Consider the following 13,120-nt stretch of genomic DNA (forward strand, 5'->3'; position numbering starts at 1 on the left):
GCTAAAGCAGCAACAACCATGACAACTTTCTTTTAGGCTTCAGGCGTTCCCTTGGCTCTCCACAAGCAAACCCGTCCATTCCAGAATAAATTTTTTTGAAGCATCCACACCATTTGTTGTAGAACCAAATAAAAGGACCTATACGATTTTTATTTCGTATAGGTCTTATTTTTTGCGTATGTTAAAATAAAAGGGACAGAAGTTGAATGAGAGGATGTGTGAAACACTATGGGATTGCAATTTGTTTTAGGCCGCGCGAATCGTGATAAACGTTCGGTCCTGCTCGATGAGATAGCAGAAATTCTGACGAAAAATACAAAAGAGTCTATTTTTTATTTAGTGCCAGACCATATTAAATTCCAAGCTGAAATGACAACGCTAGAAAAGCTAAGTGACTATCCTTATTTTAAAAAGAAACCGATGATGGGCATGATGCATTTACAAGTATTCAGTTTTACACGATTAGCTTGGTACTGGTTAAAAGATACGGATATTTATGCTAAGCCACAGTTAACAACGACTGGATTATCAATGCTGATCCGTAAATTATTGATCGAACATGAAGAAGAATTGACTATTTACCGTGGGGAAGTTAGGAAAGATGGCTTTGTTCAGCAAATGACCGATTTATTTTTAGAATTGCGCAGCGGACGTATCTCACAAGTCGATTTAGATCAAATGATCATTAATTTAGGGAATTCGCCTAAAGAAGCCGATTTTAAATTGAAATTGCGCGATCTATCTTTGATCTATCAAGCATTTGACGCAGCTTTACTGAATAAATATATCGAGTCAGAAGACATTGTGTCTGCATTGATCCAAAAAGTAGGCGAATTAGATTTATCCGGCACGACGATTTTTATTGAGAGTTACTATCAATTTACTGCTCAAGAACAAGCGCTCATCCTAGCGTTAATGAAAGCCGCTAAAAAGGTAACCATTGCACTGACTGCAGACAAAGGCTATGCCGTTGAAAAACCGGAAATGCATAATCTGTTTCAAACATCTGGTACGACTTACTATAAATTGTACCAATTGGCTCGCCAAAATAATGTACCTGTTTATAAAGATAAAATCATCCAAGAAATAGATGCAGCTTATTGTGCTGAATTAAATCAACTGGAAGCGTTTTGGGTAGAGACAAGTCAACTCACTCCAGCAACTCATAAGCCTTTATCTGATCCTGATACAGTCGGAAATAGCATTGAGATATGGGCAGCAGAAAATAAACAAGCAGAAATAACACATGTTGCGAAAGAGATTCGTAAACTGGTCGCCTCTGGCCATTATCGGTATAAAGATATTTTGGTCTTGACCCGTAATATGGATGATTATTTAGCCATCATAGAACCCTTATTTATTAGCCATAACATTGAGCTGTTTATTGACAGCGCAGAATTGATGAATCAACATCCGCTCATTGAAGTCCTAGATACATTAGTGAACATCTACAAACGCAATTGGCGCTATGCAGATGTGATGCGGCTGCTCAGGACAGAATTAGTGATTCCCATGACGGATGGGCAAGAACCGCTTGCAAAAGAACGGACGCAACGTGTGAGTCAGCATATCCAGCGCACACAAACATTCAGAGAACGAGTAGATATCACCGAAAATGTGCTGCTGGCCTATGGATACGAAGGTTACCACTGGACAAAAACTGAGCCTTGGCATTATACACGTTATTTTTATGAAGATGCAGCGTTCCAGTCAGACAATGACCAACGCATCGAACAAATTGCTAATTCTATCAAAGCCGATCTTTCAGGGATACTGATCCCATTTTTTAAACGGTTAGAAAAAGCCAAAACGAGTAGAGAGGCTGCTAAAGAACTCTATTTATTTATGGAAACTATCGGTGTTAAAGACCAGATAGGCTTTTGGCGAGATCAAGCCATTGAAGACAATGATCTTGAAAAAGCACGCAAACATGAACAAACGTGGCAAACTTTTTTGCAGCTGTTAGATGAGTATGTAGAGGTATTAGGAGATGAGCCGTTCGAACTGGATAGTTTCCACGCTATTTTAATGACTGGATTTGATAACGCTACTTACAGCATGGTTCCGCCAAGTATTGATCAAGTGACATTTTCAGGAATTGAAGGCACCCGGATCGGAACTGCGAAAGTCACGTTCATGCTAGGTGTTACAGATGCTCATTTGCCAGCTAAAACCGAAAATAAAAGTATTTTGACTGAAGAAGACCGCGATTTATTTTCAGATTTCTTAGACGATACACAGTATTTAAAGCCAGCTGTTGAAGCCGTCATGGCCTCCGAACCATTTATTGCGTATCAAGCTTTCTTAGATTCTTCCGAAAAATTGATTTTTAGTTACCCGACAAGTGACGAAACAAAAAACGGTCCGAAATTATCACCCTATGTGGATCGGATAGCAAAAGCATTCCATCTGCCTATTCAAACGAAATTAATGGATATCACATCTTTAGAAAACCCAAGCGAAACAGAATTATTGCATTTTGTTGGAACGAAGAAAACGACCATCAGCCAGCTTTTGATGGTTTTACGCAAAGAGCAAGATCAAAAAGGGCAATTGAATGCATTTTGGCAAAATCTATATATTTTCTTTAAACGAGATAAACAAGTAGCCCGTGATTTTAATCACTTGCTCGTTAGTTTAGTTAAAAAAAATCTGCCGATGCCTTTAAAGAGTTCGATTGCGACCGATCTGTATGGCAAAGACTTGTATTTATCTGTTTCTCGACTAGAAGCTTTTTATGCAGATCATTATGGTCATTTCTTGACTTACGGGTTGAAACTAAAAGAACGAGATGTTTTTGAACTTTCACCAGCTGGTACGGGGGAATTCTTCCATGATGCACTGGATCAGTTATTTAAAACGATCATTCAAAAAAATCTGAGTTTCGATCAATTAAACGAAGAGTCCCTTGAGGAATTAACGGCAGAAGTCTTGACTGAACTCTATGGCAAGGCGAAATTTTCGATCCTAAATGCGTCTAATCGAATGAAATACATTCGTGATCAATTAGGCCAAACCATCAAAAAAATGGTGTGGGTCATCGGCAATCAAAGTCGACGCACAAATATGAAGAACATTCAGACCGAAGTATTATTTGGTCAAGTCGCGCTTCAAAAAGGCATTGAGGGATTATCCTTTCCACTCAATAATGGCGGTACTCTTTATCTGCGTGGCAAAATCGACCGAGTGGATGCTATGTCGCTCGGGGATGAGTATTACCTGAGTGTAGTAGATTACAAGTCAAGTGCGCATAAATTTAATTACCAGGATGCCTATTATGGATTAGCGATGCAGATGATCACATACTTGGACACGGCGCTTCAAAATGCAGTTGACTTGATCGGTCACGAAGCTAAACCCGCGGGTGCGTTTTACCTGCACGTATCCAACCCTTTTATGAAAAAAGGAACTTTTTTGGATGAGGATGCCTATATCAAAGAATTATTGAAGTCTTATAAAATGGATGGATTGCTGCTTGAAGATGAAGAGATGCTTCTCTCGCTTGATCCAACGATCGAACCGACGACTGCTTCACTGGTCTATCCTTTTAATCAATTAAAAAGTGAAGCCTTAAAATCCAATAAATTTGTCACCCTAGACGAAATGACGGCCTTACGTCAACACAATAAAAAATTGATCATCGATGCCGGTAATAAAATAGTTGATGGCGTCACAACGCTGAATCCTTTTTATGAAAAAAGACAGTTTATTCCAACCGTTAATGGACCATTGCGTGCCGTGTCGCAATTTGATGCGATGTTGCCAGAAAATAATTACCGCCGGATGGATCCATTAAAAAGAGAAGATATTCTTAAGAAAATACAAGAAGAAGAGGAGGAAAATGAAGAATGATGAACCCACTTCCGCTAAAACCTGAAAATAGTCAGTATACAGATGGACAATGGCAAGCTATCTATGAAGCAGGGCACAACATATTGGTATCTGCTTCGGCTGGTTCAGGAAAAACAACGGTTCTTGTCCAACGTGTGATCGAAAAAATAAAAGCTGGTACAAATGTTGATGAAATGCTGATCGTGACCTATACAGAAGCTGCTGCTAAGGAAATGAAAGCTCGGATCCAAGTTGCGATCCAAGAAGCGGTCACTTCGGAAAGCGATCTAGCATTAAAACGACACCTTACCAGACAAGTAACGTTGATCAACCAAGCGTCTATCAGTACGCTGCACGCTTTTTGTCTTCAAGTCATTCGCCGCTATTATTATTTGATCGATTTAGACCCGATTTTTCGTTTATTGACAGATGAAACAGAGATTCTTTTATTGAAAGAAAATGTTTGGGAAGAAGTAAGAGAAGTGTTGTATGGTGAAGAAGACAGCTTATTTAAAGCTCTGACAGCCTCTTATTCAAATGATCGAAGCGATGCCGGCTTAACAGATTTGATTTTCTCATTATATGAATTTTCAAGAGCCAATCCTAGACCAGCTGTATGGTTGGAACAGTTGTCTTATTTGTATCGTGTTGAAGACAACAACTTAACAAATGGCGTTTTGTTCAAAGAACTGTTAAAACCACAAATAGTATCCGTATTAGATAGTCTGGTCGAACTTTCTCAAGTTGCAGCTCAACTAGGAGAAGGCAGCGAGGAACTAAAGAATCAAACAGAATTGGTTCGTAGCGAGTGGCTGGCTTTACAAGAGATCCAAACGCATATCAAAGAAAATAATTATCAAGCAGCATACGATGGCTGCAAAGTATTTGAATTTGCGCGTTGGAAGTCGGTCAAAAAAGGTACTGACGAAGCGCTAAAAGAAACAGCCGAAGAAATGAAAAATTTAAGAGATGAGTACAAGAAGCGATTCAAAGAATTAGCTAACGATTATTTTTCTGCTTCGCCGCAAGAACAAATCGATCTTATGTTGAATGCAGCACCGCTTGTAGATGAAATGGCACGGGTCACGCAACTGTTCACAGATGCCTACCGTCAACGTAAAGATGAACGTAATGTATTAGATTTTAATGATTTAGAACATTTGACACTGCAGATCTTAGCTCAGATCCAAAACGAAGAGTGGTTCCCAACTGAAGCGGCTATGCACTACCGCACTAAATTTAACGAAGTCATGGTCGATGAATACCAAGATATCAATCAACTCCAAGAAAATATTTTACGCTGGCTAGCGCATGACCAAGCCGATCAGGGGAATTTGTTTATGGTAGGAGATGTCAAACAATCGATTTATTCGTTTCGTTTAGCTGATCCGGGATTATTTTTAAAAAAATATGAACAATATGGACACCATCAATCGGGTGAGCGCATTATATTAGCTGAGAATTTCCGTTCTAGAGGAGAAGTCTTACAGTTTACTAATTTGATTTTTGAACAGCTGATGGACAAAGCTGTCGGACAAATGGATTATGATCAAGCAGCTCAATTAGTACAGGGATTTACGGGTTTTCCAGACTTGCAAAAGCATCAGCCGGAACTGTTGATTTATGAAAAAGGCACAAACGATAGTGAGGATGAGGAAGAAGAGACCGAGTCGATCAATTGGGATATGCGCATAGAAGATAAGACTGAAGGCGAATTATTGATGGTCGGGCAAAAAATAAAAGAACTTATTCAAACTCAATTTCCGATCTATGACAAACGTTCCAAAATGACTCGGCCCATCAGTTACAAAGACATTGTCTTATTGACACCGACAAAAAAGAACAACTTGGTTTTAATGGAAATGTTTAAACGATTGGCTATTCCTCTTCAGGTAAATGATACGCAAAATTACTTTCAAACGACTGAGATCACGATCATGATGTCATTATTAAAAATTATCGATAATCCTTATCAAGATATTCCGTTAGCTGCAGTCTTGCGCTCACCGCTGGTGGGTTTAGATGAAAATGAATTAGCCGCTATTAGAATCAGCCAAAAAACGGGCGATTACTACGAAGCCCTAAGAACATTTTATCAAACCTACCCAGGCGTGGAGAAAAGCAGTCGCTTTACTTCAAATTTATACGATAAAGTCACTGTTTTCATGATTCGGTTAAACAAATGGCGAGAAATCGCTCGTCGTGACCACTTAGTTGCGCTTATTTGGACGATTTATGATGATACAGGCTTTTTAGACTATGTTGGAGGTATGAGTTCAGGAAAACAACGCAAAGCTAATCTGCATGCTTTATATGAGCGTGCAGCTAGTTACGAAAAAACAAGTTTTAAAGGGTTGTTCCAATTTGTCCGCTTTATTGAAAAAATGCAAGAAAAAGATAAAGATTTAGCAGAACCTACAGCTATATCTGAAGATGAAGATGCTGTTCGGGTCATGACGATCCATGCTAGCAAAGGCTTAGAGTTTCCAGTGGTCTTTGTCCTCGATTTAACGAAGAAATTTAATTTGCAGGATATCAAGAAAAGTTATGTTTTTAATGAAACATATGGTGTAGGGACAGACTATAAAGATTTAGATCGGCGTATTCGTTACCCATCTTTGCCAGAAACAGCCTTAAAAGTAGAAAAGAAAACAAAATTATTATCGGAGGAAATGCGGAAGTTATATGTTGCATTGACCCGAGCAGAAGAAAAGTTGTTTTTAGTGGGGTCTTATAAAGATGAAGAGGCCGCTTGGAAAGAGTGGGGTGTAGTCAGTTCTCATTCGCCAACAGTTTTACCAGCTGATATCCGTTTCACAGCTGGTAGTTTAATGAAATGGATCGGACTATCTTTGATCCGCCACCCTTCAAGCGAAAATGATGTCACTTCTTTCATCGCTCGAAATGGCGAGATCACAAACCATCCAGCTCGATTTGTGATCCATTTTTATGATGAAAGTGCGATCCAAGAACGACTAGTTTCAAAAGACACTGATTTAGATGAAAACTGGCTAGAAAAGTTAGATCAGTTGCAAGAAAAGACAACAGCAGATGGAACAACAAAAGAAACAGTTGAAAAAGCCTTAGCATTGATGAATTATACCTATGAACATGAAGGGGCTTCTCATACAACCAGTTATCAATCCGTTTCCGAAATCAAACGCTTATTTGAGGAACCCGAAAGCGATCAAATGGTGAAAATTGATATCAATCAACCAAGAAATCGAAACCGTTACGTTGAAGAAACGTTGGACCGACCTTTATTTATGGCAGAATTGACCGTTCCTTCAAGTGCCGAGATAGGAACGGCAACTCACTCAGTCATGCAAGCCGTTGATTTAAAAACAACGCCTACTAAAGAATCGATTGAAGGTTTGATCGCGACACTGATCAAAGATGGGGTTCTAAAAGAAGAAGTTGCTTCAAAAATCAAAGTAGGACAGTTGGTTCAGTTTTTTAATACACCGTTAGGAAAAATGATTTTAGAGGATGCAAAAGATGTTCATCGTGAAGAACCTTTCTCACTTTTATTGGAAGCTGAAAAAATCTTTACCGATATGAATGGCGATGCTGAGGATAAAATTTTGATTCACGGAATTATTGACGGCTACATCGAATTGGAAGATCATATTGTTTTATTTGATTACAAAACAGACAGAGTGGATCATTATGGATCACAAGCAGGCCAAAATATGCTAGAGAAGTACAAAGGTCAAATGAATCTATACCGTTCTGCATTGGAATCTATTTTAGATAAAAAAGTAACTGAAACCTATCTTTGCTTGCTGGATACAGGTGAGATCGTATCTGTTCCATAAAAAAAGGGGAGACTGGGGCATAACTAGCTGAGAATAAGAAAAAGGATCTGCTTATCAGTAAACTGATGAGCAGATCTTTTTTCTTATTCCATATTGTAATTTACACCTTCTGTATAGGTGTTAGTAGCATCCCAAAGCAAGAATTCATTTACTCCAGCATCATGCAAAGCTCTTACTTGGTCTTCGACTTGCGCTGCACCATAGTTTTGGTAATTTCCTGCTCCTAAGTAAGAAGCGGTAAAATCTTGCAACCAAGGCCTGGATTTAGGAGGCGTTTCTAAACCTGAAAGCAAGTCATTTTCTACTTTTATATATTCAGAAACTAATTTATAAGGTTCTAAATCAGGCTTTTGAATTCCGAAGTAAGTGTTCCAATGACTCGGATAGATCATTGAAGAAATGACATCCACATTTTCAGAGATTTTAGCAAAGTTTTGTCCGATACCAGGCGCTTCTGGAACAGTAGCGGCATAGCCAAAAATATCTACTGAAATTTCAACACCATACGGTTCTAACTCTTCACGAGCGTATTTAACGAAACCAGTAACAGCTTCAACTCGTTGTTGGACATCATCTAAGTCGCTTGTTTCATGATCGCCACGAGAGTATGTCAATGAATCACTCTTGTTTTCAAAGCCTTCAGGAAAGCGGACGTAATCAAATTGGATTTCTTTAAAGCCCAATTTAGCTGCTTGTTTAGCAACTTCGATATTGTAATCCCATACTTCTTTAGAAAATGGGTTAACAAAAGCATGATTACCGTTATCTTTCCAAACAGTACCATCTGCCTTTTTAAACGAAAGGTCAGGTCTAGCTTCAGCTAATACAGTGTCCCTAAATACCACGATACGTGCAATAGGGTAAATCTTATTTTCTTCTAAATGCTTCATCATACTCGTTGGGTCTGTTACAAGTGTTTCAGTGTTTTGTTGAATAATTTTATTTTCCGATTTAAGATCCATCGTCATTTTCCCGAAATCATCTTTTACGTCGATCACCATAGCATTTAAACCACTAGAATGAGCAAATTTCGTTAATTCTTTCATTTTAGCTGTTCCACTAGCCGAGTTAGCTGTAACGTAAATACCTTTTACGCCATTTTCGGGATAGTCGATATCAATTCCGCTGTCATAAATAAATTTAGCAGGGAACTTGGCAGGTGTGCTTAGAATGGGTTCTGCGTTGATCTCTAGTAAAGTAGGTTCAGGGTTCTCTTCAGCAGATACACTTAGTGGAGAAAATACGACCCCCGTTGTTGCTAATAAACCAAACCAGAATGATGCTTTATTTCTCATAATCATTTATTCCTCTCTCTCAGGTAATTCAATAAAGTTAGGATCAACTAAAGTATAGCCTTTTTCAATTAGGCCCTCAGCAATTGAAACAACCGCATCATTTGTCCATGAACGATCGTGCATCAATAAATTAGCGCCGTTATTTAAATAATCTGTATTCAGCATGATAGCGGTCAAAGCTTCGCTATTTTGATAATTAGCCTCCCAATCATACCCATAGGTCCAATTCATCGAAACCATGCCTTCTTCAGCCATTATCGCAGCAGAAGTTTCAGTTGTCACACCATGAGGAGCACGGAAGAAGTGCGGTTTTTCACCGATCACTTCATAGATGGCTTCATTGGTTGCGATGATCTCTTCTCGTTGTTCCTCAGGACTGATGGTACTTAAATTTGGATGTGTTTGGGTATGATTACCGATGGCAAATCCCATATCATAAAGTTGTTTCAACTTATCTTTGCCTTCGTCTGATGCTATGTACATACCGTTTACAAAGAAAATGGCGGGTGCGTTGATCATTTTTAACTGTTCAGCTATCTCTACGGCATGTTGATCAGGAGCGTCATCGAACGTTAACAGCGCAACTTTTGGATCAATAGTTTCATCTATCGGTTCAACAACTGAAGTAGCGGCGTTTATTCGATAGCGGTAAGCTTCTTTTTCGGCAGGCAGTTCTTCTATAGAGTCTATTGAACTTTGAGCGGTACTGCTTGCTTCTCTCGCTATTTTTTCATTTGGTTGATTAGATTGATTTTCACTTGTGTCAGAAAAAAATGAGCTTCTTGCATCTTGATCAGCTGCGTCAGACGTCTGGCAACCGCTCAAGACAACGGCACTCATAAGGGAAACTCCTAGCAAAATCAGTTTCATTTTTAAGACTCCTTTACAGTTCGTTTAGTTTGAGGATTCATTTAATTGGTCAAGTGATTTCATTGTAGTTTTATGTGAAGCTTGTACCTCGACTAGCTGCTGGTCTAACTGTAAAAGCCATTCTTTTGTTTTTGCGTCTTGCTCATTGATCGTTTCCATACCCATTGTAAGTGTTTCGTAGGTGGCTTCTTCTTTACTTAGATCCGTAAAGTAGGTTGCTTGTTCTGTCAATGCGGTCTCATAATGAGTGACATAATCATCTAAACTAGCCGTTAAGTGTTCGATACTTGTGGTCAATTTATCCAATTCTTCTTGTGGCAATTTATCACTCATTTTTTCATCTAAGAGTATTTGTTCCTCTTTGATAGCTGCAGCTGTTTCCTTCAATTCAGAAAGAGAAGCGGAACGCGCATCGATATTTTCAAAAACACTGGAGGTACCATCTCCAAATGTACTTAATGACTCGTCTTTTGAAAGAGTCGCTTCAAAAGTCTGTTGTAAATTTTTTTCTTGCTCAGTAATGGCATTTAAGTCAACCACGATCTGTTCTGTTTTCGTTTCAACTGATGTAGTTGATTCGATAGCTTCTGCAACATCATTCGTGCTGCAAGCAGTCAAGAACAACGAGACGGCAAATAAATTTGTGGCCAAATATCTTTTTTTCATCTTTTACAAAACTCCCTTTATTAGTGTAACCAAAATCGGCCCAAAGAAAAGAACGTCTATGATACCGCATCACGTTCTGTATTAAATGAGCAACTTCCTCCAGTATAACAAACGCTTCTTAATTTCTAAAGTGATATGACAAGTTATTTAATATCGGAAAGTAAGCGATCAAAAATAAAAAACTATCTCTTAACTAGAGAATCATGTAAAATGGATTAGTAAGTGTAAAACAGAATGAAGTAAAGAGAGGGCTAATATGTTCGTATATTATATCTTAGCAGCCATCATAGTGGCCGCTGATCAGTTCACTAAACTTTTAACCGTGCAGAATATTGACTTATATGAAATAGTAGAAGTTATTCCAAACGTTTTATCTTGGATGTACATTCAAAACACCGGTGCAGCTTGGAGCATTTTAGAAGGACAGATGTGGTTCTTTTACCTTGTAACTATTGTAGTAGTAAGTGTAGTCATCTATTACTTGCAAAAATATGGCAAACAAAGTCGCTTGTTTTCAACCGCGTTAGCACTTATTCTAGCTGGTTCATTAGGGAATTTTATTGATCGCATTCGGTTTGAATATGTTATTGATATGGTTCGTTTAGAATTTATTGATTTTCCGATTTTTAATATAGCTGATATGTCTTTAAGTATTGGGGTTTTCCTAATGATTATTTTTGTTTTCATAGACGAAAGAAATGAAAAAAAGAAACACTAAACCATTCCTAGATTGTAAAGAGAAGGTTTAAAAAAAGGAGATCGAGCATGTTACAAGAACATAATTTTATTATCAAAGAAGAAACAGGTCGCTTAGACAAAGTGTTGACTGAATTGCTGCCAAAGATCACCCGTTCACATATCCAACAATGGATCAAAGAAGGAAATGTATTGATAAATGGGGAACAATTAAAACCCAATTACAAAGTACAAGCAGGAGATGCAATTTCGGTTATTGAACCAGAGCTTGTCTCTTTAGAAGTGCTTGCAGAAAACATTCCTATCGAGATCGTTTATCAAGATGAAGATGTCGTAGTGGTGAATAAAGCACAAGGAATGGTCGTTCATCCTTCTGCTGGTCATCAAACAGGAACTTTAGTGCATGCGTTGATGTATCACATCAATGATTTGTCTGGCATCAATGGGACCATTCGTCCAGGAATCGTTCATCGAATCGATAAAGATACTTCAGGTTTGTTGATGGTTGCTAAAAATGATGTAGCTCATGAAAAATTAGCCGCTCAATTAAAAGATAAAACCTCTGTGAGAGAGTATATAGCACTCGTTCATGGTGTGATCCCTCATGAAAAAGGGACGATCGATGCTCCGCTTGGGCGCTCAAAAATAGACCGCAAAAAACAAGATATCATCGATGGTGGAAGAGAAGCTGTGACACATTTTACCGTTCTTGAACGGTTTAAAGATTTCACTTTGGTTTCATTGAAACTAGAAACTGGCAGAACCCACCAAATCAGAGTCCATATGAAATACATTGGTTATCCTCTAGCTGGAGATCCAATTTATGGCCCTAGAAAAACCTTAGAAGGCAAAGGACAATTTTTACATGCCCAAGTACTAGGATTCAAACATCCGACTACTGATGAATTTTTAACTTTTGAAGCGCCATTGCCACAGTTGTTTGAAGATACTTTAACAAAACTAAGAGATGAATAACTTTTTTGATTGACTTTTTAAAAGACGCTCTGTATAGTCAACAGTGACAGAAATATAAAATATCCTTTAATCCTAGTCCTGTGAGACTAAGAAGGAGCATAGTAAGAAAAGGTGACCGTGCCTTCTCTTATATTACTCAACAGTAATATGCCCTCTTCGACCATTAAAGGTTAAGAGGGCATTTTTTATTGGCGGGTCCTATTAAAGCGATATTAAAAAATGGAGGGGAAAACATGTCGATCAAATCAGAAGTAGAAGTAGTTGATCAAGCTGCTGTGAAACGAGCTTTGACGCGTATCACCTATGAGATCATTGAAAGAAACAAAGGAATAGAGGACCTGATTTTAGTTGGCATCAAAACACGCGGTATTTATCTTGCGCGAAGAATTGCTGAGCGGATGAAACAATTAGAAGGTGTGGATATTCCAGTCGGTGAATTAGATATCTCACTTTATCGAGATGATGTCCATTCAATTGATTCTGCTAATGAACCTCGCATAAATGGATCGAATATTCCCGTACCTATTGAAGGCAAACAAGTGATTTTAATTGATGATGTCTTGTATACAGGCAGAACGATTCGCGCAGCGCTTGATGCCTTAATGGATCTAGGTCGCCCAAGTAAAATTTCTGTAGCAGTACTTGTTGATAGAGGACACAGAGAATTGCCGATTCGTGCGGATTTCGTAGGTAAAAATATTCCGACATCCTTGGGAGAACAAATCAAAGTCGGGGTCGAAGAACTTGACGGAGAAGATCATGTTCTGATTCAAAAACTAACTAACTAACTAACTAAATAAAAATCAAGTGAAACTTTAAATTAGCCCTGTGAGACTAATAAGGTCATTGTGATAATACCACCCGGATCTTGTGCTGGAAATGCAAAGCCAGCTGCGGGGGGATTATTCTAGAACCTAAAGTTCTCAATAAACTTTAGGTTCTTTTTTTATACTGTTTGACTACTCTCAC

At 38.4% G+C, this 13,120-nt stretch carries 8 protein-coding genes; 5 read left to right on the top strand and 3 right to left on the bottom strand.

The features are described 5' to 3' along the window. Nucleotides 1-228 precede the first annotated feature (228 nt). Complete coding sequence (locus BR50_RS11275) at nucleotides 229-3,852, top strand: PD-(D/E)XK nuclease family protein (protein ID WP_034548686.1); 3,624 nt, start codon at nucleotides 229-231, stop codon at nucleotides 3,850-3,852. Next, on the top strand, nucleotides 3,849-7,649 hold the full coding sequence (addA, locus tag BR50_RS11280) for a helicase-exonuclease AddAB subunit AddA (RefSeq protein ID WP_143298358.1): 3,801 nt from the start codon (nucleotides 3,849-3,851) through the stop codon (nucleotides 7,647-7,649). The genes BR50_RS11275 and addA overlap by 4 nt, the downstream gene beginning before the upstream one ends. Nucleotides 7,650-7,732: 83 nt before the next feature. On the opposite strand, the gene BR50_RS11285 is transcribed toward addA, so the two are convergent. From BR50_RS11285 to BR50_RS11295, 3 genes are read right to left on the bottom strand one after another with little or no spacing between them, the layout of a single operon-like run. After that, complete coding sequence (locus BR50_RS11285) at nucleotides 7,733-8,944, bottom strand: putative glycoside hydrolase (RefSeq protein WP_034549183.1); 1,212 nt, start codon at nucleotides 8,942-8,944, stop codon at nucleotides 7,733-7,735. Between the two features lie 6 nt (nucleotides 8,945-8,950). Continuing rightward, on the bottom strand, nucleotides 8,951-9,814 hold the full coding sequence (locus BR50_RS11290; RefSeq protein ID WP_034548687.1) for a polysaccharide deacetylase family protein: 864 nt from the start codon (nucleotides 9,812-9,814) through the stop codon (nucleotides 8,951-8,953). A gap of 24 nt (nucleotides 9,815-9,838) precedes the next feature. After that, nucleotides 9,839-10,480, bottom strand: coding sequence for a YkyA family protein (locus BR50_RS11295; protein WP_034548689.1), 642 nt, complete (start codon nucleotides 10,478-10,480; stop codon nucleotides 9,839-9,841). A gap of 256 nt (nucleotides 10,481-10,736) precedes the next feature. Between BR50_RS11295 and lspA the strand changes: the two genes are divergently transcribed. The 3 genes from lspA to pyrR all read left to right on the top strand — a co-directional run bounded on the left by lspA (nucleotide 10,737) and on the right by pyrR (nucleotide 12,939). Beyond that, complete coding sequence (gene lspA / locus BR50_RS11300) at nucleotides 10,737-11,198, top strand: signal peptidase II (RefSeq protein WP_034548690.1); 462 nt, start codon at nucleotides 10,737-10,739, stop codon at nucleotides 11,196-11,198. Between the two features lie 47 nt (nucleotides 11,199-11,245). Continuing rightward, complete coding sequence (locus BR50_RS11305; protein WP_034548691.1) at nucleotides 11,246-12,151, top strand: RluA family pseudouridine synthase; 906 nt, start codon at nucleotides 11,246-11,248, stop codon at nucleotides 12,149-12,151. Nucleotides 12,152-12,384: 233 nt separating this feature from the next. Next, the gene (pyrR, locus tag BR50_RS11310) at nucleotides 12,385-12,939 is read left to right on the top strand and encodes a bifunctional pyr operon transcriptional regulator/uracil phosphoribosyltransferase PyrR (RefSeq protein ID WP_034549185.1); all 555 of its coding nucleotides are present in this window, start codon (nucleotides 12,385-12,387) and stop codon (nucleotides 12,937-12,939) included. Nucleotides 12,940-13,120: the final 181 nt, after the last annotated feature.

Origin of the sequence: Carnobacterium alterfunditum DSM 5972 (assembly GCF_000744115.1) — a bacterium.
Taxonomy (GTDB): domain Bacteria; phylum Bacillota; class Bacilli; order Lactobacillales; family Carnobacteriaceae; genus Carnobacterium_B; species Carnobacterium_B alterfunditum.

Excerpts from the sequence above, each read along its gene's own strand:
- addA (WP_143298358.1), top strand. The coding sequence starts at position 3,849 with ATGATGAACCCACTTCCGCTAAAACCTGAAAATAGTCAGTATACAGAT.
- BR50_RS11305 (WP_034548691.1), top strand. The coding sequence starts at position 11,246 with ATGTTACAAGAACATAATTTTATTATCAAAGAAGAAACAGGTCGCTTA.
- BR50_RS11275 (WP_034548686.1), top strand. The coding sequence starts at position 229 with ATGGGATTGCAATTTGTTTTAGGCCGCGCGAATCGTGATAAACGTTCG.
- BR50_RS11295 (WP_034548689.1), bottom strand. The coding sequence starts at position 10,480 with ATGAAAAAAAGATATTTGGCCACAAATTTATTTGCCGTCTCGTTGTTC.
- lspA (WP_034548690.1), top strand. The coding sequence starts at position 10,737 with ATGTTCGTATATTATATCTTAGCAGCCATCATAGTGGCCGCTGATCAG.
- BR50_RS11290 (WP_034548687.1), bottom strand. The coding sequence starts at position 9,814 with ATGAAACTGATTTTGCTAGGAGTTTCCCTTATGAGTGCCGTTGTCTTG.
- BR50_RS11285 (WP_034549183.1), bottom strand. The coding sequence starts at position 8,944 with ATGAGAAATAAAGCATCATTCTGGTTTGGTTTATTAGCAACAACGGGG.
- pyrR (WP_034549185.1), top strand. The coding sequence starts at position 12,385 with ATGTCGATCAAATCAGAAGTAGAAGTAGTTGATCAAGCTGCTGTGAAA.